Raw genomic sequence first — 21,294 nt, 5'->3', positions numbered from 1 at the left:
GTCCGCGCGCTCAGTTCGCGTCGCTGACGATTTTGATGACCGCTCCCTCCTCAAGTTCCGTCTCATCGCTGATGCGCCGGTTCTCGCGGGCGTCGACGGCGTGGATGTACCCGTCGCCGATGTCGGAGTGGACGGCGTAGGCGAGGTCTTTGGGCGTTGCGCCCTGGCGCAGCAGGAACGCGTCGGGGAGGACGTTCTCCTGGCCGTCGGTCCAGTGCGTTTCGTTCTGGACGGGGTAGGCCGTCAGATGGTCGAGCAGGTCGTAGACGGCGGTGTCGAGAGCGCCCTGAACGCCGGTGCCGCCCCAGTCGTCCATCACGCCACGGATGCGGTTCAGCCCCTCTCGTTGCTGGTCGCTCACGTCGCCGACGATATCGAAGTCCGGGTCGCCCGGGTCGTAGTCGATGACGCCAGCCTGTGCGGCGTTGCGCAACGCGAGTTCGCCGTCGGCGGTCGCGGGCACGACCACGTCGGCGGCTTCCTGCAGGGCTTCGATGTTTCCCTCCGGAGCGATATCGGCCTTGTTCGCGACGACGACGAGCGGCTTCGTCCGCTGGCGTATCTCTGTCGCCAGTGCTTCGCGGTGCTCGTCGGTCCAGGCGATGGGGTCCTCGGGGTACTCTAGGTCACGGAGCGTCCGTGCCACGTCGAGTTCGGAGGCCCCGACACCGGCCAGCATATCCACGAGCGACTCGTCGAGTTTGAAATCCGGCGAGCGGGACTGCCGTTCGATGGACTCCCAGTTTCGCTCGACGATGCTGGCGAGCCACAGGTCCATCTCCTCCTCGACGAAGTGCACGTCCTCGACGGGGTCGTGCTCGCCGACCTCGACCGGTTCGCCCTCGGCGTCGGTCCCGCCGGAGGCGTCGACGACGTTGAGAATTACGTCGGCGGTCGACAGCTCGTCGAGGAACTGGTTGCCGAGGCCGCGGCCCTCGTGTGCGCCGGGGACGAGGCCGGCCACGTCGATGAGCTCCACCGGGACGTAGCGCTTGCCGTCCCGGCAGTTATCGTCACCACAGCGTTCCTCCCGGTCGAGACAGGGGCAGTCCGTTCGGACGTGGCTGACGCCGCGGTTGGCGTCGATGGTCGTGAACGGGTAGTTGCCGACGTCGACGTCGGCCATCGTGGCCGCCTTGTAGAAAGTAGACTTGCCGGCGTTCGGTTTGCCGGCCAGCGCGATAGAGAGCATGCCAGGACCTACCAGTGGCCGCCGAAAGGGGGTTTCGGTTCGCGGCCCTACAGGCTGACCCGCTCGCCGCGGTCGTCACTTTGTTCGATGGCGTCGAGGACTCGCTGTGCGGCGAGGCCGTCGGCGAAGGACGGCTCCTGTTGCCTGCCATCGGCCACGGCCGAGAGGAACTCGTAATTCTCGTGGACGAACGTGTGCTCCCAGCCGATGACGTGGCCGGGGGGCCACCAGTGGTCGACGTAGGGGTCGTCTTCGTCGGTGATAAGCACCTGCTGGAAGCCGCGGTCGCCCTCGGTCAGCACCTGCAGTTCGTTCAGCCGTTCGAGGTCGAACTTGATCGCGCCCTTCGACCCCTCGATTTCGATGGTGTGGGCGTTCTTGTGGCCGTTGGCGACGCGGGAGGCCTCCAGCGTTCCCATCGCGCCGCTGTCGAACGAAAGCTGTGCGCTGTAGGCGTCATCGACAGTCACCTGTCGCGTCTCGTCGCTTCCCTCCACGGGGCGCTCCTCGGTGAACGTCTGGAGGTGACCGCTCACATCGGTTATCTCGCCGGCGGTGTCGCCAAGCAGGAACCGGGCCAGGTCGATGGTGTGCGACCCGAGGTCGCCGAGCGCCCCGCTGCCAGCCATCTCCGCGTCGTTGCGCCAAGACCACGGCGCGTCGGAGTCGACCAGCCAGTCCTGCAGGTACTGGCCGCGGAAGTGGTGAATCTCGCCGAGTGTGCCGTCGTCGATGAGTCCCTTCGCGTACTGGATGGCCGGGACGAACCGATAGTTGAACGCCGCGCCCGCGGGCACGTCGGCGTCCGCGGCGGCCTCGGCCATTTCCTCAGCCGTATCGAGCGTGGGCGCAAGCGGTTTCTCGCAGAACGTCGGCGTACCGGCCTCTAGCGCCGCGATGGACGGCTCGGCGTGGACGTGGTTCGGGCCGAGATTGTAGAACACGTCTACCTCGTCGACGATAGCCCGCCAGTCTGTTGCAGTCCGGTCGAATCCGAACTGGTCGGCCGCGTCGGCCAGCGCGTCCTCGTCGCGGCCGACGAGCACGTCCTTGTTGACGGCGGGCGCTTCGGGGAAAAACATGGGCAGGCGGTCCAGCGCGTTTGCGTGGGCCTTGCCCATGAAGCGGTAGCCGAGCATACCGATATCGAGGGTCATAGCTGGCTGTTCACTCGGAGCCGAAATAACGCTCATGGTGACGGCAGGGCAGCGGGCCGCCCCGAGGGAAAAGCCAAAACCGGATGCCCGTGTTGATACTCCATGGCCACTGAAACGACCGTTCGTATCGAGGATATCATGTCGACGCCGTTAGAGACGATTTCTGCCGACGAAACCGTCAAAGCGGCCGCGACGCAGATGCAAGCGCAGAACATCAACGGCATCTTCGTGCCGGGGGCAGAGGCGGGTATCATCACCACCACCGACATCGTTGATGCCGTCGCAAGCGGGAAGGACCTCTCGTCGGCGACCGTCGGCGACGTGATGACGTCGCCAGTCGAGCGGGTGACGACCTCGCTCGAACTCGGCGAGGCCGCAGCGATGATGACGACCTACGACATCAAGCACCTCCCCGTCATCGACGAGCATCAGGACTACGTCGGCATGGTGTCGTCGACGGATATCACGCAAGCACTCTCCTGAACGCGGCTGTTCTCCAGCGGACTTCCGACAGTCAGATGAAGTCGTCCAGACCGGACGCGTCACCGTCGTTATCACCCGTCCCGGGCAGCGCGTCAGCGATAGCCGAGGTGAACGAGTCGAGACCGCGCGTCTGATACCAGACCGTTCCGGGACCGGTGAAGTCCATCACGAGCCCCTCACCGCTGAGTAACGTCGACTTCAGCCCGCCGACGCGGTGGGCGTCAAAGTTGACTGACTCCTCCCAGGCGACGACGTGGTCGTTGTCGATTGTGTAGGACTCGCCGGCGTCGAGTTCGACGGTTTCCAGCCCGCCGAAGGCCTCGATGAGGACGTTTCCGGTCCCTTTCAGCGCCAGCGGCGTGATGCTCGCGCCGGCCAGCATCGACTTGATGCCGCCGAACTCCGAATCGATGTCGATATCCGGGTCGGCTGCGAGGAACGCCCCGTCGACGGCGTACAGCGTCTCGCCAGTGAGTTCGTGATGGTGTACGTCGCCCGGTGTCGGCGGCGCGAGGGTCAGGGTGCCCGAACCGCCCTGCGCGGTGAACTCGTTCGCTAGGAGCGACTCACCGCCGAGCATCGACTTCGCGGAGCTGAGGAGGCCGTCCCGGCTGGTCGTCGTCTCGATCTCGATGGTCGGCGAGTGGCTGACCATCGCGCCGGGTTCCGCGAGTATCGATTCGCCGCTGTCGAGCGCAACGCGGACGTGCGTGTACGAGGGCTTGTGTGTGAGTTCGATGTCCATAAGTGTCACTGGATACGGTAGTCCAGTCGTAGTATCACACAGACACTATATAAGCGTAAGTGCCAGAAACGGTCGTGCTGGTGGCCGTATCGGCTACTCCGCCCAGTAGGCGTCGCCGGGCTGGGTCTCGAAGACGGCGCGGTCGAGCACGTCGACGGCCTTCTCCAGTCCCTCGCATGCGCTAGTGAGTGAGTCCTCGTGTTCGATGGAGAGCGCACCGTCGTAGCCGACCATCCGCAGCGTCGACACCACATCCTTCCAGTGGGATTCGTCGTGCCCATAGCCGATAGAGCGGAACAGCCACGACCGGTCCGCTTCGTCTGTGTACGGCGCGGTGTCTAGCACGCCCTTCTCCCGGGCGTTTGACTCGTACACCTTCGTGTCCTTGGCGTGGAAGTGGTGGATGGCGTCGTGCTCGCCGAGCAGGCGGATGGCCTCGGTCACATCGATGCCCTGCCAGTACAGATGCGACGGGTCGAAGTTCGCGCCGATTCGGTCGTTCGTCCGCCTGCGGAGTTCGAGCAGCCCGCGGGGTTCGTACACCAGCATATTGGGATGCATCTCGATGGCGATGTCCACGTCGTGTGCGCCGGCGTGGGCCGCGAGGTCCGACCAGTACTCGTCGGCGACGCGCCACTGATACTCGTGGGCGTCGGCGTGTTCGGTCGGCCACGGCGCGGTGATCCAGTTCGGCACCTCGTCGTTCGGGCCGCCGGCAGGCAGGCCAGAGAACCCCGTAACGGTGTTCACGTCGAGCTGGTCGGCCAGCCGGATCGCTTCCCGGAGTTCCCGGTCGGCCTCGGCGGCCTGGTCGTCGTCGGGATGGAGCGGATTGTTGTGGGTCGCCAGCGCGCTCACCCGAAGGTCGTGCTCGTCGAGCAGGTCGTGCAGTTCGGCCTGTTTGTCCTCGTTGTCGAGATACGCTTGCCTGTCGAGGTGGTCGTCGCCGGGCCAGCCGCCACAGCCCAGTTCGACCGCATCGACGCCTAGGTCGCTGAGATACGCCAGCGCCTCGTCGAGTGGCTGTCCGCCCAGAGGGACCGTCAGTACACCGATATCCATGGCCGGCGATACAACCGGTGTTGTAAAAAAACGCACCGCCGGCCCCACGGCCCACCTGTCTGGTCAGCAAGCGACACGGACCGGAGACGGGACCATGACAGACGGTGGCGTAAAGGCTTAACCCGGAGCGTACAGTGGTTTAGTCATGATTGTGGCCGTACTCGGAACCGGACGGCGGGGGCGGGATATCGCACAGCGATGTGTCCGTGCGGGCCACGAGGTACGTCTACGGGGGACGGATGCGACGGACGTGATGGACCGCGTCGACGAGATCCGGCACGCACTCAACGGGGATGTTTCGGCCGGTATCGACGGAACCACGGGACTCGAAAGCGCCGTCAGCGGCAGCGGTATCGTCATCGACGCGACCGACGGTGGGACGGACAGCCACCGAGAAGTGGTCGCCGAAACTGAGACGATGGTCGAGGATGAGACGCTCATCGCCGTCAGCGACACGTCGATGTCGGTGACCGCAGTCGCGACCGGCCTGCGGAGCCCGAACCGGGCCGTCGGCCTCAACCTCGTTGACCCGCCGGACGGCGCTATTGTCGAGGTGGTCATCGCCGAACAGACGACGGCGGCGACCCGCGACCGAGTCACCGACTTCGTCGAGAGCCTGGACGCGTCGCCGGTCGTCGTCCGCGACACGCCGGGATTTGCCGCGCTACGCCTCGAACTCGCTACCATTGCCGAAGCCGTTCGGATGGTCGAGGACGGCGTCGCGGGGATTCGAGATATCGACCGCACGTTCGAGCGTGGCGATTCAGACCGCGACGGGCCACTCGTCCGGGCCGACCGCCACGGGCTGGAAACAGTGCTAACCGCGCTCGAAGACCTCGCCGACCGGCTCGACGAGCGGTTCGAACCACCAGCGTTGCTCCGCCGGAAGGTCGAGGACGGACAGCGAGGCGCTGTCACCGGCGAGGGGTTCTACGTCTGGGAGGAGGGTACCCCGACGGCCGGTGCCGACCCGGACCCGGACGTCCCAACGCGAGATAGCGAGCCCGAGTTCAGATGAGCCAGTCGAACCGCCCTCCGGTCGAACCGGATGGAGATGACGACGAATTTGCGGCCCTGTTCGACGAACTTCAGGAGCTGGAACAGCTCGTCGACTCCGAAGACGAGCGACGGCAGGTCCGGGACGCGATGCGCGCGGCCGCGGATTCCCAGGACCACGAGCCAGCGACCTTCGGCCGGGTCGTCTGGGGCTTCGGCCGGTCCGACCTCGCGGAGGCGCTGCTCGGCTCGCTGCTGTTCGGGATTCCCATGGCTGTCGAGGGCGGGACAGTCGACGCCGGGCTACACATCGCCCAGCACCCGCTGTATCTCGCCGCGACAGTCGCTATCGCTGTCGGGCTAGTCATCTCCATTCTGTACGTGGCCGAGTTTCAGGACGTTCGGGTGGCGAACCCGATTTTCGGATTCATCCCGCGGCGACTCGTCGGCGTCACCGGGACGGCACTCGTCGTCTCCGTCGCGCTGCTTACTGGCTGGGGGCTGGTCGAGTGGTCGACCGAGCCTGCGGTCGTCTACGAGTCGGCCTGCATCTGTGCCGTGGCGTTCGTCCCCATGGCAATCGGCGCTGCGCTCGGGGACATCCTGCCCGGGAACTAGGGCCATGGCAGTCACTCGCGGTGGCGGTCGCGTTTGGCAATCGTTAAAAGCCGCGGTCGGATACGGAGTGGTATGAGCGAGAGCCAACAGAAACAGGCGCGCAAGTGCGTCTCGTGTGGCATCAACATCGCCGGCACGAACGCCGCCGCGTTCAAGTGCCCGGACTGTGGACAGCAGATCTACCGCTGTGCCACCTGCCGGAAGCAGAGCAACCTCTACAAATGCCCGGACTGCGGCTTCATGGGGCCATAACAATGGGGAAAGTAGCAGCCAAGATCAAGGTCATGCCGGAAAGCCCCGAAGTCGACCTCGACGACCTGCAGGAGCGTCTCGAGGGCGTGCTTCCGGAAGGAACGAAGATCAACGGGTTCGAGCGCGAGGACGTCGCGTTCGGCCTCGTCGCGCTGACGCCGACAGTCATCGTCCCTGACGACACCGGCGGGACGGAAGCCGTCGAAGAGGCCTTTGCGAACGTCGATGACGTCGAGTCGGTCTCCGTCGAGAGCACCGGCCGCCTGTAATCGACTCACCGCTGTAGTTTTCCACTCGGGTCTGTAGCGACTGCAAGAGCGTGACCAGCGACGGTCGCGGAACGCACGTTTTATTAGGGCGACCGGATTAGCGAGGAGCAAGAATGCCTAGTTCAAACGGACCCCTCGAAGGAACACGAGACAAGCTCAAGAACAAGCCCCGCGACCGCGGCACCTCGCCGCCACAGCGCGCCGTCGAAGAGTTCGACGACGGCGAGAAAGTCCACCTCAAGATCGACCCGTCAGTGCCGAACGGCCGCTTCCACCCGCGGTTCGACGGCCAGACCGGCACCGTCGAAGGGAAGCAGGGTGACGCGTACAAGGTCGACATCGTCGACGGTGGCAAGGCGAAGACCATCATCGTCACCGCTGCGCACCTGCGCCGGCAAGAATGACGATATTCAAAGAGAAGGTCAGTGAGGAGTTTCTGACGGTCGCGGAGACCAAGGAGATACTCGAAGACCTCGAGATGGAGCGGGCGGCCGAGGAGGACCGCGAGATGCGCTACGAGCTCAAGCGGGCTATCGAGCACGTCAACCGCTTTGCCGTCCTCGACCCCGAGGAGTCGCTGCAGCTGGTCGAAGACCTCGAAGAACTCGAAAAGGTCGACACGCCGACGGCCTACAAGATCGCGAACCTGCGGCCGCTGGACCGCGACGAGCTCCGCGCCGTGTTCGCCAAGGAGCGGTACACGCTCGATGGCGACGAACTCGACGAGATTCTCAACATCGTCAAGCAGTACGCGTAGCGAGGACAATCGTCAGTTCGGCTCTTCGCCGCTCTATCCCTACTTTCACGGACGACCAGCTACGCGGTCGAGATCTAGTTTCCGCTGCCGCTGGACCGAAGCGAAAATAGCGACGGCGCTCCGTGTCGCGGTTCGGGGCATCCACCGGCATTAAGTGTGCTGTGGTCGTACTGCCTGGCATGACTGAATCGGAGAGCGGCGGCGACTCTATGATGGCGGCTGTCCTCGATGTCCTCCCACACGGGCGGCCCGGAGACGACCGGCCACAGCACCAGAAGGAGCCGCTCGCGTACGCGCTCGACGTCGAGGAGTTCTACATTTACGAGCTCCAGCTCGACGACAAGGACGTTGATATTGCATTCGGTGACCGCGTCGACCTGACGGAGTTCGGCCGCGTGACGGAAGTCGAGTTCGAGGATATCCCGAGCGGTGCCCGCTCGGAGCTTGACTACGCCGTCGAGGAAATCGTCGAAGCGAACGAACAGCGGTTCGTCGACTTCTACAACGACGCCCAGCCGATCACGCTGCGGCTCCACCAGCTGAACCTCCTGCCGGGTATCGGGAAGAAGCTCCGGAACACGCTTCTCGACGAGCGGAAGCGAAAGCCTTTCGAGAGCTTTGAAGACCTCGAAGAGCGCGTCAGCGGCCTCCACAGCCCCAAAGAGACACTTGTCGAGCGGATACTCGAAGAGCTACAGGACGACGACCTGAAGTACCGGCTGTTCGTCCGGCGCGAGGAGCAGTCCTCGTAACACTGTCGGCTGCAAGCAGCGAAGCTGACAGCCACCAGTATAAGGCGACCCTTTTCTACCGCGACCCGCTACGGCCAGCTAATGACCACGACCGAGACAGGGGCTCGGGACCCCGACGCGCTCGTCCGGCGGGCCGGCAAGCGGGCCGATACCCGGCAGGACCAGCACTTTCTCGTCGACGACCGGGTACTGGACCGCATTCCGCAATACGCGACAGACGCGGACGTTGACCTCTCGCATGTACTGGAGATCGGTGCAGGCCCGGGTGCGCTAACGGACCGATTGCTCGCGGCGGCCGAGACGGTGACCGCAATCGAGCGGGACCCGGACTTCGCGGCCCATCTCCACGAGGAGTTCGCCGAGGAAATCGCGGCGGACCGCCTCACCGTCGTCAAGGGCGACGCGCTCGATATCGGCCTGCCTGAGTTCACCGCCAGCATCTCGAATCTACCCTACGGCGCGTCCTCAGAGATCGCCTTCCGACTGCTGCCCGAGCAGCGCCCGCTCCTGTTGATGTTCCAGCGGGAGTTCGCCGAGCGCATGGCCGCCGACCCCGCGACGGACGACTACGGGCGGCTCTCGGTCACAGCAGGCCACTACGCCGACGCGGAGATTGTTGAGACAGTGCCGCCGGAAGCGTTCGACCCGCAACCCCGCGTCACCAGCGCGCTCGTCCGGACGACGCCGAGGCAACCCGACTACACCGTCCCCAGTGACGAGTTCTTCATGGACTTCCTGAAGGCAGTGTTCACCCAGCGCCGGAAGACGATGCGCAACGCCGTCCGAAACACGGCCCACATCTCCGGGCTGGGCGACCCCGACGCGGTAGTCGAAGCCGCCGATGAGGAGCTTATGAGTGCCCGTGCCGGGAAGCTCACGCCGGCCGACTTCGCTACGCTGGCGACACTCGCCTACGAAGTCGGCCAGCCGGAGGTCTGAGATGGGTGAGGAGTCCGACGCCGGAGGAGCGGGAGAGACAGCCGAGGAGAGCGGCACCGAACGCCCGTCGCTGGCCAACCAGCGCGGCGTCGAATCGGTGTACCAGCCCGCAGAGGACTCGGACCTGCTGGCCCGGACGGCCCGCGAACGAGTCGAAGCGGGCGACACCGTCCTCGACGTGGGGACGGGCTCCGGCTACGTCGCCGCGACGCTCGCCGACGCCGGAGCGCGGGCGGTCGGCGTCGACGTGAGCCCGCTGGCCTGTCAAGAAGCGGCAGAAAACGGCGTCCCGGTCGTTCGTGGCGACCTCGTCGAGCCGTTCCGGACGGACGCCTTCGACCTCGTAGCGTTCAATCCGCCCTACTTGCCGACGCCGCCGGAACAGGAGTGGGACGACTGGATGGAACACGCGCTGTCTGGCGGCGACGACGGCCGTCGACTCGTCGACCCGTTCCTCGAAACTGTCGAGCGCGTGCTGGCCCCGAGCGGCGAAGCGCTCATGCTCGTCAGCAGTCTCACGAACCCGGAGGCAGTGCGAGCGTACGCGGCTGAGCACGGCCTGGCGAGCGAGCAGCTTGCGAGTGAGAAACACCCATACGAAGCGCTCGTCGTCCTGCGGTTCTATCGAGAATGATTACTGCTGGGCATTTTATTGAATAGGAAATATTAAAGCCCGTCATTTCCTACTCCACGGCAATGACACAGGTAATCGCCACGACCCCTGGGCTCTTTCCGCTCCCGGACTGGGCCAAGGACGAACTGGCAGATCTGAAAGGCCATCAGAAGACCGACCTCATCTCGGGCGACGAGTCCGGCGAGGTCGTCGCGGCCTACGACCAAGCGCGCGAGGAAGTCATCTCCATCCAGCAGGACGCCGGGCTCGACCGCGTCGTCGAGGGCCAGTTCCGCTGGGATGATATGCTCGCGCACCCGCTCGCGGTCCACGACAATGTGGAGACCAAAGGTATCGTCCGCTACTACGACAACAACAACTTCTACCGAGAGCCGGTCGTGCAGGGCGACCTCGGTGCTGACGGCGGCGACGTCGCCGCAGACCTCGGTGCCGCAGCCGACCACGTCGACGACGGCCTGCAGGCTGTGCTCCCTGGCCCGTACTCGCTTGCGGACCTGGCGACCGACGAGCACTACGGCGACGACGCCGAGTTCCTCGACGCCATCGCCGACTTCCTCGCCGAGGAAGTGACCGCGTTCTCCGATATTGAGACGCTGTTCCTGCTTGAGCCGTCGCTCGTCGAGAACACGCCCGCCGACGGCGAGGACGAACGTGCTGCCGAGGCAATCGACGCCGTCGCCTCGGCCGCCGACGCCGATGTCGTCGCCCACACCTACTGGGGCGCAATCGAGGAGAAGGCCTACGCGCACCTGATGGACGCTGACGTGGATGCCATCGGCTTCGACCTCGTTGCGAACCACGACCAGACCGTCTACAACGTGCAGGAGTACGGCACCAAGGACGACGTGGCGCTTGGCGTCGTCGACGGCCAGAACACGCTGGTCGAGGCCCCCGAGACGATTCGGGACCGCATCGACTGGTTCGAACAGCAGACCAACACCGCCTACGACACCGTCTACGCGACGGCGAACACGGAAACGTTCTATCTCCCGGTGAACAAGTTCGAAGACAAGCTCGAAGCGCTCGCAAACGCCGCGGGTCTGGAGGCGGCGGAGGCATAACGATGACAGGACCACGAGACCAGTTCAAACCGGCGGACCACCCGAACGACCACTTCCTGCTGACGACCGTCGTCGGCTCCTACCCCAAACCCAAGTGGCACGACCGTGCCCGCGAGCTGTTCGAGGACGAGGACGCCGACTTCGGCGAGGACGAGTGGGAGGAATCGAAAGACGACGCCTCGCGGCTCATCACCCACGAGCACGAACGCGCGGGTCTCGACGTCATCTGTGACGGCGAGATGCGCCGCAACGAGATGGTAGAGTACTTCGCCCACCGCATCGACGGTTACGAGTTCAACGGCCGCGTGAAGGTGTGGGGCCACAACTACTTCGACAAGCCAAGCGTCGCCGACGAGGTCAAGTACGGCGAGCAGTGGCTCGTCGAGGAATTCGAGTTCACCGACGAGGTCGCCGAACGGCCCGTCAAGGTTCCGATTACGGGACCGTACACCCTTGCGAACTGGTCGTTCAACGAAGTGTACGACAGCGAAGAACAGTTGGCATATGAACTGGCCGACCTCGTCAACGAGGAGATCGAGGCGCTGGTTGAGGCCGGCGCTCGCTACATCCAGATCGACGAGCCCGCGCTGGCCACGACGCCAGACGACCACGCTATCGTCGGCGAGTGTCTTGAGCGCATCGTCGACGAGATCCCCGACGATGTGCGGCTGGGCCTGCACGTCTGTTACGGCGACTACTCGCGCATCTACCCCGAGATTCTGGACTACCCGGTCCACGAGTACGACCTGGAACTCGCCAACGGCGACTACGACCAGCTCGACGTGTTCAAAGAGCACGAGTTCACGAAGGACTTCGCGATGGGCGTCCTAGACGCACACACCGCCGAAGTCGAGTCCGTCGAGGAGATCAAGGAGAACATCAAGAAGGGGCTGGAGGTCGTCCCGCCGGAGCGACTCACCGTCTCGCCGGACTGCGGCGTGAAGCTCCTGCCCCGCGAGGTCGCCCGCGGCAAGATGGAGAACATGGTGCAGGCGGCTCGCGAAATCGAAGAAGAGCTGGACGCCGGCGAGCTAGAGGTCGTTGCGAGTGGTGCGGAAGCGCACGCTGACGACTAGCGAGATTCGAGCGGAGCGAGAATCTCGGATAGCGAGCGGTGAAACCGCGAGCAGCGCGGTTTGAGCGACCAGCGGAAGCGAAAACTGCGAGACGTGAGCGGCGAACGGGGTGAGCCGCGAACAGCGAGAGGCCGAACGTAGTGAGGGCTCTCGAATAGCGAGCGGGGAGAGCGAGGCGCACTGCGCCTCGAAAATGAACGGCGGAGCCGTGAACGTAGCGACCCGCGAGCAGCGCGGTTGGAGCGGTCAACAGGAGTCCAAATGCGGCGTGGACGCGACTACCCGTATTTTCGACGAAGGTGGGCTGCGATTTCGGCAGCTATCGAATATTCTCAGGCGCACCGGTCACGGAACCGGCAAATGTAGCGGACACGTATGCGACCATCCCCGGTGCGGGATCGAGCAAGACATGTGGAACCTCTGGCCAGCGAGCCCTCGAACAGGTCATCACGGGAATGCTTGAACACCAAAGTCCCGAATAGACAAGTATACGATTCCTTATAAATTTGTGAATTGATCGTCACAACTGAAAGGAACAGGCCACTAATTTGTTCGACAGATATCGAAACTAACATCGACCTAAGAGGAAAATAATTGTTGACGTACTAATAATATAAGGGGCTTCCGTATTCAGGTAGATACCCCATATTATGTATATAGAGACACTCATACCACTGATTCTCTATTCCAAGATTATGTTATATGCTAGCATGTAAGTCTGGGAAAGAGTTTTGAGGGTCTCTGGAGAAGCTAGCGATGTGAAAGCTATGACAGGGGACACACATCTTCGGGCAGAACTGTATCTTCGCGGAGATACCTACGGCACGTTCGACGCTCAACAGCAGGTGCTCAATCGGGTCAAGCGACTGGAGGCCAATGGCGTGTTCAGCGAGTCGATGGTCGCCGGTGAGTGGCAGCGGATCAGGACGATGGCGGAGGACAAGCGGTCGGAAGCCATCCAGACTTACGAGGAGTTCACAGACTGGGCAGGCCAGAACGGCCACTCGCTCGAACCGGCCTTCGAACGACGGAATCGGAGCTACGTCGGGATGGACCGCGTCGACGACGTCGTCGTGTTCCCAGTCGTCTCGCTGGCGATCTACGACGGCGACGACCTGGAGGGCGTGTTCCCGTGTTCGGACAACGAACGGACCTACACCGTCGGTGACGCGCTGGAGGCCTTCGAGCGCGGCGACGAGCACTGGCTTGCACAGTTCGACTCGCTGTCGGTCGACCGAACCGACCCGTTGCTGGAACCGGGCGTCGACGCGACGATTTAACCGCGTAGCGCGTCGACCGGTTCTTCGCTCGCTGCTTTCCAGGCCGGATACAGGCCGCTGACGATGCTCGTCAGCACCCCAAAGGTGAACGCTGCGCCGACGTACCAGGCGTTTGGCAGCCTGAAGACCGCCATCGCATCGCCGACGGCGTAGTGGTTTATCGCCAGCCCGGCTCCGACACTCAGAATGACACCAGCGATGCCGCCGAGGAACCCGAGCAGCGTCGCTTCCATCAACATCACTTTGAGGACGTCCCGCTTCTGGTAGCCGACCGCTCTGAGGACGCCGATTTCCTCCCGGCGTTCGACGGTGGACATCAGCATGACGTTGAGAATCGAGATACCGGCGACGAGCAGCGAGATCGATGCGATGCCGGCGAGGACGGTGTTGATTATCTGGAACTGCTCCTCGATGGTATCGACGAGAGAGCCCAGTTCCTGAACGAAGACCCGCTCCTCGCGGTCGTTGAGAGAGTTACGTATCCCCATGGCTGTTTCGTTGGCCTGCGTCCCAGTGGACTCGATAACGTACACTTCCGAGTAGCCACGCTGGCTGAACGACGTAGCCGGCATGATGATTCGGTTGTCGGGGTTCGTCGAGGAGAACGGGTCGCCTTCTTCGAGCACGGCCCGGATGCGGACGCTGGTCCCGTTGACAGTGATCTGGCTCCCGGGATGCAGGTCGTGCTCCTCCGCGACGTCTGACCCGACGAGGGCACCGGACCGGAACGGCGAGACCCGTCCCTCCTTGGCCTCGTACAACGCCGCCGGGTCCTCGACGCCGTATATTTGTTCCCTGACTGCGTCCTCGCGGTTGTACGACACCGGCTCAATGCGAGTCTTTACCGGCGAGACAGTCGCTGTCGGGCTTGCCTCTCTGCGGATCGTACGGATATCGCGTTCGGTGAGTTCAGTGATGTTTTCGCCTGAGTTCGGGTACACCGTGAGCTGGTTGCCGACGTTGCCGAGGTTCTGGGTGAACGAGTACTGGAGCGCGACGCCGAACATCCCCAACGAAGCGATGGCGACGACGCCGATGACGATACCCAGCGACGCCAGCAACGACCGCATCTTCGTCCGCGTGAGGTTGCGACGCGCCATCAGTGCGGCCGGGAAGAACCTACCCGCCATTCTTCCGTTCCCTCCCGATGGTGCCGTCGACCAGATGGACGGTCCGGTCGACGTATTCGTTGACCAGGTCGTCGTGGGTGACTGCGACGATTGCCACGTCGTCCTCGTCGGCGATGCGGCGGAACTCGTCGAGTATCTGCCGTCCGGTTTCGCTGTCGAGGTTACCCGTCGGCTCGTCGGCGAGTACGACCTTCGGGCTGTTGATGAGCGAGCGCGCGATGGCGACGCGCTGCTTCTGGCCACCGGAGAGTTCGTCGGGCTTGTGGTCGAGTCGGTCACCGAGTCCAAGCCGCTCCAGAAGCGTTCTGGCCCGTTTTGTGACTTTCGGATCACTGTCCAACAGCAGGGGCACCTCGACGTTCTCGACGGCAGTCAGCGTCGGCAGGAGATAGAAGTGCTGGAACACGAACCCGATCGTTCGCTTGCGGAGCGCGGTCCGCTTGCTGTCGCCGAGTCCGGTCACGTCCTGCCCCTCCAGCAAGACGGTCCCTTCCGTCGGCGTATCAAGTAGTCCGAGGATGTTCAGTAGGGTCGTTTTGCCACTGCCGCTGGGCCCCATAATCGAGACGAACTCGCCGGCTTCGAGGGCGAAGTCGATACCCGCCAGTGCGTAGAGGGTCTGGCCGCCGGTACGGTAGCGCTTGACCAGTCCCTGTGCGTCGATGACCGTCATACCTCGATATCGTCGTCACCGCGGCGGTAGCGACGCACGAGGACACCGACGACGACCAGTAGCGCCAGACCACCGGCGACGAACACCGGCAGCATGCTGTTCTGGTCACCACCTTCGCTGTCACCGTCCTGCTCCGGCTGTGGTGCCATACCGCCCATCCGGTCGATGTTTACGTCGAACGTCTGTCGCTTCCGCGTGTCGTCGACGAGGTACGTCACTTCCAGTGGCACCGACGTGACGTTCCCCTCCGTCCGTGCGTACACGTCGAAGGAGACGAAGTCGCTGGCCGGGACCGTGCCGACGAAGTAGTCGCGGTTCGGCGTCGCCGGAGTGACGGTTTCAGTATTGACGACACTCACGAGGACGCTGTCCGCATCCGTCGACCCGACGTTGCTTGCACTTCCGGAAATCTGCAGTCGACCGCCCTGTCTGACCACGTCCAGACCGGTAAGATCTATCGTTCCCGGGACGGACCGGAGCGTCGTTTCGGTGGTCGTCTGCTCCGTTTCGGTTCCGAGTTCGTAGTTGGCCGTGACGGTGACGTCCGCCCGGGGCTCGTCCATCGTGGCGTTCAGCCGCACCTGCCGGGTCGTACTGGCCGAGATGTTCTCGAGCAGTACGCGCTGGAACGACGCGTTCTCGGACGTTGCACTGATCATGACATCAGAGAGCGGAGCGTTGCCCCCGTTGGAGACGGCGACCCGTAGCGCGCGGTCGGTGCCGCTACCGACTGCAGTCGTATCGAGTTCCACGCTGTTCCGGAGCGGGTCCGACTCGATGACTGTCGTCCGAGTCGTGTTGCGAGTGGTATCCCCGTCAACGGTGTAGCTGATCGTTGCAGTCAGCGAGTGTTCGCCGGCGGATTCAGGTCGGAACCGGAACGGGGCTGTAATCGACCCGTTCTGTGCGACGCTGGACCGGACCGTCCGGCTCTTTGTCATCTCGACGCCGTCGCCCTCGACGACGACTTCGACGTTCGTTATCTGGGTGTCGAGCCCGTTGGCGACAGTGACTTCACCGGTCGATTCGACGCCCGCGACGGAGTCGTTGGCCGTGATATCTACCTGCGGGTGACGCTCTTTGACGTTTAGCTTCACCGGGTATCTGAGTTCGACGTTCTCGCCCGTCCCGCGGTCACGGCCGTACACGATGACGCGGAGGTCTTTGCTGCCGGACGAATCAAACGATGCAGTCAGGGGTACTTCCAGCGTACTGCCCGGCGCAATCGAGCCCAGATTCGAGACGCGCTCGTATTCTGTGATTCCTCTGCCGCCCGACTTCCGGATCGCGATGTCGTTGATTTCGAGGGGCGCGTCGCTACTCTCTAGGTTTCGGACAGTCGTGTCGAACGTGACGGTTTCACCCGGTGCTGGTGACGACGGCGACACCTCGACGTTCGATATCGACGCGTTGACGCTCGCGCCGGCGACTGAAAGCGGAAGCGAGCCGACGACGACTAAGCAGGCGAGTACAGCCACACCGTGGCGCATCACGCAGTCACCTCTACCTGCAGTAGTCGTATGCCGGTCCAACCACTCCTCGGGAGGATGCTATCGGGGACCATTACCATGTGCGCCGGTCTGTTCCGGTCGATGTTAAATATGCTGCATATCTCTCGTACGGGCTGGTGTCGCTATGTCCCTCCCGGGAGTGGGAAGGGGCGACACCAGCCCGTATCAGTGGGAAACTGCTATCACAACGCCACCCCCAGCGGTGGACATGCGCGTCATCTGTGCCGGCCACGTCAACTGGGACGTGACGCTCCACGTCGACCACTTCCCGAAGCCCGACGGCGAGGGGCGCATCACCGACCGGTCACAGTCCAGCGGAGGGAGCGCGTCGAATGCGGCCGTCGCACTCGCCGGGCTTGATGCGGACCCGCTGGTCCTCGGGAGCGTCGGCCGGGATGACCACGGTACCATGGCTCGGCGCGAACTGGCGGCGGCCGGCGTCGAGACGCTACTGGTCGAGTCGGACGAACCGACGGCGGTGAAATACCTCATCGTGGACGAGAACGGCGGCGTCGCGGTGCTTGGAAACGACGGGGCCAACGAGGCGTTCTGTGCGTCAGATCTCCCGGCCGAGACCCTGGCCGAGGCAGACCACCTCCATCTGACCGGCCAGGACCCCGCGACGGCTGCGACGCTCGCCCGCGACGCCGCGGCCGCGGACGTCCCGGTGAGCTTCGACCCCGGCCGTCGGCTCCCGTACCGCGATTACTCGGCGGTGCTCTCACACGCGGATCTCCTGTTTTGCAACGACCGGGAGGCCGACCACGCCGAGGACAGCGGCCTTTTCGACACAGTGCCGACGGTCGTCGTCAAACACGGGGACTGCGGCGCGACAGCCTATATCGACGACCGGACAGTCACGAACGCCGGGTATCCCATAGAATCTGTGGACACCGCAGGCGCGGGGGACGCGTTCGCCGCCGGGTACCTTCTCGCCAGTGCAGAGGAGACCAATCCGGAACGGGCGCTCGCAGTCGCCAACGCCTGTGGCGCGCTCGCAGCGCAGTCACCCGGCGCACAGACGACACTCGACTGGGAGTCTGTGTGGGAGCTTGTCGACAGCGGGCAATCGCCCGAGACGGCCTAATCCGCCTGTATCTCCTCGACGAGCCGCTCGAACTGCTGGCGGTACTGGGCTTCGGCACGAGCGGCGGCGAGGCCGGACTCGTCGGCGAAGACCGCCTCGAATCCGGCCATCCGCCACAGGAGCGTCGAGAGCTGGTAGAGGGGCCGTCGCCGCTCGTAGCCCTCGTCGAACTCCATCGGGCGCATCTCCTGATACCCCTCGTGGAACACCGTCCGGAGCGAATCGCGCAGCTCCGGGTCCTGAAACGACGAGTCGATGAAGAGGAATTCGGTCTGTGCGAGGTTGTACTCCGGCAGCGCTGCGAGTACGTCCTGCCAGTCGAGGACAGCTGTAATCGGCGATTCCTCCGTCTGCTCGAACATCAGATTTGCCGGCCTGAAATCGTCGTGTACCAGCCGCGGAACGCCGTCCTCGGGCACCATACTCAGGGCCGGTTCGATACAGTCCCACGCCCGGTCTGTCATGTCCTCGAAGGGCGTCCCGTCGAGATGAGAGAGGTGGGATCTGGTGAGACTCTCGAAGTACTCCCGCCAGTTACCCATCCAGTCACTCACGATGATCCGGTCGTCGTGGAGCGTGAGTCGGCCGAACGCCTCGAATCCGATCTCAGAGTGCATATCGCCGAGAATCCGACCGGACTGGGCTAGCACCCGCCGTCGGTCCTCGGTCGAAAGCCCGGCGAACTCTTCGGCCAGGTTCTCGCCGTGGATGCGTTCGGTGACAAAATACGGCGGCACGTCGGCGTCGGGGTCGTCCTCGTAGACGAGGATGCGTGGAACAGGGACGTCGGTCCGGGCGGCGACGAAGTCGTGGAGACAGGGTTCGACGGCGAACGGGACATCGCCCTGTGGCTTGAATTTCACGACCACCTCGTACGCCTCGCCCTTGTGGCGTAGCGTTACCATGTAGACATCGCTCTGGTGGCCCCCACCCGGTGTCTCGAACTGAAACCCCTCGTAATCCGGGCCCGACTCTGTCAGCACGGCTTCGATGTCCTGTTCCGGAGTCTGCACTGGCGTACCATATAGCGGGCGAGCAAATAAATCTGTCAATCCCGTCGTGGACAGCACTGATACCCGATTCGGGCGTTGTCGGTCGACCCGGTTCGGACGCTGTCAGTCGCCGTCTCCGCGCTACCAGGAGTGGAACGGTGAGACTGGTTTCGTCCCGTCAGTCACTTCGAATCGTGCGCCGCCGGCCCTGCTCTCTGTCACCGAGATGTCCCAGCCGTGGGCGTCGATTATCTGCGTTACGATAGACAGGCCAAGGCCGGTGTCACTCCCTGAAAAGCTGTCTACCGAGAGAAGGGAGTCTAGTTCATCGGAGGGGATGCCGGGCCCGTCATCAGCGACGTAGAAGCCGGTCACGCGGCCCTCGGTTCGCTCGTCTGCAGTGTCTATCTCGGCTGTCCCGTCGTCGAGAATCGGACCGACCCAGACGGTCACGTCGTCGCCCGCGTGGTCCGCCGCGTTCCGAAAGAGGTTCTCGAACACCTGTTTGAGGCGGTTCTGGTCACCGAACACCGGGGCGGACCCTTCGACCCGCAGCGTTGCGTCAGCCGTTCTGGCCATCTCCCAGGTCTGTTCGACAATGGTATCGAGCGAAATGGCGGTTCGGTCTTCGACCGCATACCCCTTCTTTGCGAGGGTCAGCAGGTCGTCGATGAGCGCTTCCATGCGAGCCACACCTTCCTCCGCATCTTCGAGATGGGACAGGTCGCCGGTCTCTCGCACGAGTTCGAGTCGCCCCTCGACGACGTGGAGGGGATTTCTGAGGTCGTGGGAGACGACGCCGATGAACTGTTCCATCCGGTCGCGCTGGACGCGGAGGTCGTGCTCGCGCTCGGCTTTTTGCAGTGCTGCCTGGACGTGCGTCGCGTACATCCGGGCGAGTCGAAGCGTTTCGCCGTCAAACGTAACGGGGGCGAGGGACCCGATGTTGATAACGCCGTACTCGGCAAGCGGCAGGATGATCTCGCTGCTGACGGGCGAGTTCTCGTTGTACTGGCGCTGCTCGTCGTCGAGTTCCGAGTACGTCCGAACTTCGTCCTGCTCGAACGCCTCCCACGAGAGACTGTTGCCGGGCCGGTAGGTGACCGGCCAGTCGAATACCTCGTCCGCCCGCTCCGTCGACGCCGCCAACTGCAGTTCCGACGCGTCGCTGTCATACAGCCACAGCGCTCCGAGTGGCACGTCGAACACAGACGAAATCCCCGACATTGCGATCTCGCATATCTCACGCTCGGACTCCGCAGCCATCAACTGCTGTGTTACGGCCTCGAACGAATCGAGATCGAATGCGACCATTAACTCCCCACCCATCCCGTATAATTCATGCAACCGTATATATAAAACGCGGTGATCTCGTGTCAGTGATACGTAGCATAGCGTCGTCGGTCCGCCGATGTCGCGGGACCTTTGTATCCACAGTCCTCAGGGAGCGGTATGCGAACGGTCGAAATCGACGGCCTCCCGGTGGGTGATGGGCACCCGACACGCGTCATGAGCGTGTTGAACATGAGTTCGAACTCCGGGTACAAGCCGAGCGTGTATCTGGACCCCGCGGAAGCCGCCGACGCAATCGAGGAGAACCTCGTCCCCGCCGGCGCAGACATCATCGACGTCGGCCTCCAGTCGGCCAACCCCAAGTACGAGTCCAAGCCGGTCGAGATGGAGAAAGACCGGCTCGAAGAGGTCGCGCCGCTCGTCGACGAACTCGACGCCGACGTGCCGCTGTCGCTCGAAACTCGGTACGCAGAGGTCGCCGAGGAGGCCATCGGCCACGGGTTTGACCTTATCAACGACGTGTGTGGCTTCGCCGACCCGGAGATGAAAGGTGTCGTCGAAGACCACGACATGCCGGTCGTCAAGATGGCCAGTCCGCCGGACCTGGCCCGGCCCGGCGCGCTGAAGAGCATCGACGACATCTTCGAGGCGCTCCAGCGGGACGGGTTCACGGACAAGACAATCATCGACCCGGCATTCGGCGGCTGGTACGACGGCAAGGAGTTCGAGGACAACTGGGAGATGTTCCGCCGCCTCCGAGAGTTCCGCGCCTTCGACAGACCGATGCTCACGGCGACCAACCGCGAGGACTTCCTCGGTGACCTGGCCGACCAGCCCGAGACGGAGAACCAACTCGCCGTGTCACTGGCTGCGGCGACGATGGAAGTCGAACGCGGGGCCCACATCATCCGAACGCACGACACACGCGAGACCCACGACGTGGTCAAGGTGGCCGACGCGCTCGGCGACGAGCGGACGACGCGTGCCGAAACTGAGCCCGGCCCCACCGTGGCGGAACTGACCGACGTGACGCTGCGGGAGGTGGCCCGGCATCAGGCCCTCGGCGAGACGGTCGCCGGCGGCACCGACGACGGCGCGACGCTGACGTTCCTGCTCGGTGACCTGACCGACGACGCACGGGCAAGTCTCCGGGCCGTCGCCGAGGTGACCGACGTGGTAGTCGTCGAGAAAGACAGCGGCAGCCTCTACGTCGGCGGCGCCGCGGTAGCACTGAAAGTGGTCGCCGACAGCCTCGCCGAAGACGGCCACCGCGAACTCGCCGGCGAGTTGCGAGCGTCGCTATCGCGGCGTGTGTAGGTGGCGCGACTGGGCCGA

24 protein-coding genes are annotated in these 21,294 nt (G+C 63.9%); 15 read left to right on the top strand and 9 right to left on the bottom strand.

Translation table 11 applies throughout. The features are described from left to right. Positions 1-10 precede the first annotated feature (10 nt). Together HAH_RS04925 and HAH_RS04920 are read right to left on the bottom strand one after the other, a co-directional pair. A complete protein-coding gene (locus HAH_RS04925; RefSeq protein WP_011222925.1) occupies positions 11-1,192 on the bottom strand; it encodes a redox-regulated ATPase YchF in 1,182 nt (393 codons plus the stop codon). A 47-nt stretch (positions 1,193-1,239) separates the two neighbouring features. Beyond that, a complete protein-coding gene (locus HAH_RS04920) occupies positions 1,240-2,349 on the bottom strand; it encodes a Gfo/Idh/MocA family protein (protein WP_014039920.1) in 1,110 nt (369 codons plus the stop codon). 102 nt (positions 2,350-2,451) lie between these two features. Here HAH_RS04920 and HAH_RS04915 point away from each other — a divergent pair, with 102 nt between their 5' ends. Continuing rightward, a complete protein-coding gene (locus HAH_RS04915) occupies positions 2,452-2,832 on the top strand; it encodes a CBS domain-containing protein (protein ID WP_004962786.1) in 381 nt (126 codons plus the stop codon). A 31-nt stretch (positions 2,833-2,863) separates the two neighbouring features. Here the strand turns inward: HAH_RS04915 and HAH_RS04910 are convergent, their stop codons facing one another. Beyond that, the gene (locus tag HAH_RS04910) at positions 2,864-3,577 is read right to left on the bottom strand and encodes a TIGR00266 family protein (RefSeq protein ID WP_014039919.1); all 714 of its coding nucleotides are present in this window, start codon (positions 3,575-3,577) and stop codon (positions 2,864-2,866) included. 93 nt (positions 3,578-3,670) lie between these two features. Then, on the bottom strand, positions 3,671-4,639 hold the full coding sequence (locus HAH_RS04905; protein WP_014039918.1) for a sugar phosphate isomerase/epimerase family protein: 969 nt from the start codon (positions 4,637-4,639) through the stop codon (positions 3,671-3,673). Between the two features lie 145 nt (positions 4,640-4,784). On the opposite strand from HAH_RS04905, the gene HAH_RS04900 reads away from it, so the two are divergent. The 12 genes from HAH_RS04900 (at position 4,785) to HAH_RS04845 (ending at position 13,273) form a co-directional block, all read left to right on the top strand. Next, positions 4,785-5,657 (top strand): 3-hydroxyacyl-CoA dehydrogenase family protein, encoded by an 873-nt coding sequence (locus tag HAH_RS04900; RefSeq protein WP_023843182.1) that lies wholly within the window; start codon positions 4,785-4,787, stop codon positions 5,655-5,657. After that, positions 5,654-6,253: a hypothetical protein gene (locus HAH_RS04895; protein ID WP_014039916.1), complete on the top strand. Its 600-nt coding sequence runs from the start codon at positions 5,654-5,656 to the stop codon at positions 6,251-6,253. The genes HAH_RS04900 and HAH_RS04895 overlap by 4 nt, the downstream gene beginning before the upstream one ends. Before the next feature lie 72 nt (positions 6,254-6,325). Then, positions 6,326-6,505: an HVO_2753 family zinc finger protein gene (locus HAH_RS04890; protein ID WP_004516620.1), complete on the top strand. Its 180-nt coding sequence runs from the start codon at positions 6,326-6,328 to the stop codon at positions 6,503-6,505. 2 nt (positions 6,506-6,507) lie between these two features. Beyond that, on the top strand, positions 6,508-6,774 hold the full coding sequence (locus HAH_RS04885) for an elongation factor 1-beta (protein WP_004593354.1): 267 nt from the start codon (positions 6,508-6,510) through the stop codon (positions 6,772-6,774). A gap of 113 nt (positions 6,775-6,887) precedes the next feature. Further along, positions 6,888-7,178 carry a 50S ribosomal protein L21e gene (locus tag HAH_RS04880; RefSeq protein WP_004593356.1) on the top strand — a complete coding sequence of 97 codons (291 nt, stop codon included), beginning with the start codon at positions 6,888-6,890 and terminating at the stop codon, positions 7,176-7,178. Then, the gene (locus HAH_RS04875; protein WP_008310086.1) at positions 7,175-7,531 is read left to right on the top strand and encodes an RNA polymerase Rpb4 family protein; all 357 of its coding nucleotides are present in this window, start codon (positions 7,175-7,177) and stop codon (positions 7,529-7,531) included. The genes HAH_RS04880 and HAH_RS04875 overlap by 4 nt, the downstream gene beginning before the upstream one ends. Positions 7,532-7,710: 179 nt before the next feature. Continuing rightward, a complete protein-coding gene (locus tag HAH_RS04870) occupies positions 7,711-8,283 on the top strand; it encodes a DUF655 domain-containing protein (RefSeq protein ID WP_008310088.1) in 573 nt (190 codons plus the stop codon). Positions 8,284-8,364: 81 nt separating this feature from the next. Further along, positions 8,365-9,222, top strand: coding sequence for a 16S ribosomal RNA methyltransferase A (locus HAH_RS04865; protein ID WP_014039914.1), 858 nt, complete (start codon positions 8,365-8,367; stop codon positions 9,220-9,222). Between the two features lies 1 nt (position 9,223). Continuing rightward, positions 9,224-9,856: a HemK2/MTQ2 family protein methyltransferase gene (locus HAH_RS04860; RefSeq protein WP_014039913.1), complete on the top strand. Its 633-nt coding sequence runs from the start codon at positions 9,224-9,226 to the stop codon at positions 9,854-9,856. A gap of 62 nt (positions 9,857-9,918) precedes the next feature. Beyond that, positions 9,919-10,917, top strand: a complete 999-nt coding sequence (locus HAH_RS04855; protein ID WP_014039912.1) for a methionine synthase vitamin-B12 independent — start codon at positions 9,919-9,921, stop codon at positions 10,915-10,917. A 2-nt stretch (positions 10,918-10,919) separates the two neighbouring features. Next, complete coding sequence (locus HAH_RS04850) at positions 10,920-11,993, top strand: methionine synthase (RefSeq protein WP_014039911.1); 1,074 nt, start codon at positions 10,920-10,922, stop codon at positions 11,991-11,993. A gap of 767 nt (positions 11,994-12,760) precedes the next feature. Continuing rightward, the gene (locus tag HAH_RS04845; protein WP_014039910.1) at positions 12,761-13,273 is read left to right on the top strand and encodes an HTH domain-containing protein; all 513 of its coding nucleotides are present in this window, start codon (positions 12,761-12,763) and stop codon (positions 13,271-13,273) included. Here HAH_RS04845 and HAH_RS04840 read toward each other — a convergent pair. From HAH_RS04840 to HAH_RS04830, 3 genes are read right to left on the bottom strand one after another with little or no spacing between them, the layout of a single operon-like run. Next, positions 13,270-14,403 (bottom strand): ABC transporter permease, encoded by a 1,134-nt coding sequence (locus tag HAH_RS04840; protein WP_014039909.1) that lies wholly within the window; start codon positions 14,401-14,403, stop codon positions 13,270-13,272. The genes HAH_RS04845 and HAH_RS04840 overlap by 4 nt on opposite strands. Beyond that, positions 14,393-15,076: an ABC transporter ATP-binding protein gene (locus HAH_RS04835; RefSeq protein ID WP_014039908.1), complete on the bottom strand. Its 684-nt coding sequence runs from the start codon at positions 15,074-15,076 to the stop codon at positions 14,393-14,395. Before HAH_RS04835 ends, HAH_RS04840 begins: the two co-directional genes overlap by 11 nt. Next, the gene (locus tag HAH_RS04830) at positions 15,073-16,566 is read right to left on the bottom strand and encodes a COG1361 family protein (protein WP_014039907.1); all 1,494 of its coding nucleotides are present in this window, start codon (positions 16,564-16,566) and stop codon (positions 15,073-15,075) included. The genes HAH_RS04835 and HAH_RS04830 overlap by 4 nt, the downstream gene beginning before the upstream one ends. Positions 16,567-16,795: 229 nt before the next feature. Between HAH_RS04830 and HAH_RS04825 the strand changes: the two genes are divergently transcribed. Beyond that, positions 16,796-17,674: a carbohydrate kinase family protein gene (locus HAH_RS04825; protein WP_044951743.1), complete on the top strand. Its 879-nt coding sequence runs from the start codon at positions 16,796-16,798 to the stop codon at positions 17,672-17,674. Here the strand turns inward: HAH_RS04825 and HAH_RS04820 are convergent. Both HAH_RS04820 and HAH_RS04815 read right to left on the bottom strand, forming a co-directional pair. After that, entirely contained in the window at positions 17,671-18,687 is a 1,017-nt protein-coding gene (locus tag HAH_RS04820; RefSeq protein WP_014039905.1) for a phosphotransferase family protein, read from the bottom strand. The genes HAH_RS04825 and HAH_RS04820 overlap by 4 nt on opposite strands. A 120-nt stretch (positions 18,688-18,807) precedes the next feature. Further along, complete coding sequence (locus HAH_RS04815) at positions 18,808-19,980, bottom strand: sensor histidine kinase (RefSeq protein ID WP_014039904.1); 1,173 nt, start codon at positions 19,978-19,980, stop codon at positions 18,808-18,810. Between the two features lie 138 nt (positions 19,981-20,118). Here HAH_RS04815 and HAH_RS04810 point away from each other — a divergent pair, with 138 nt between their 5' ends. Then, positions 20,119-21,276, top strand: a complete 1,158-nt coding sequence (locus HAH_RS04810) for a dihydropteroate synthase (protein WP_014039903.1) — start codon at positions 20,119-20,121, stop codon at positions 21,274-21,276. Positions 21,277-21,294: the final 18 nt, after the last annotated feature.

The organism is Haloarcula hispanica ATCC 33960, from assembly GCF_000223905.1.
In the GTDB taxonomy this organism is placed as follows: Archaea; Halobacteriota; Halobacteria; order Halobacteriales; family Haloarculaceae; genus Haloarcula; species Haloarcula hispanica.
Note: the sequence above shows the minus strand (reverse complement) of the source record. Positions and strands in the feature narration are given on the sequence as shown.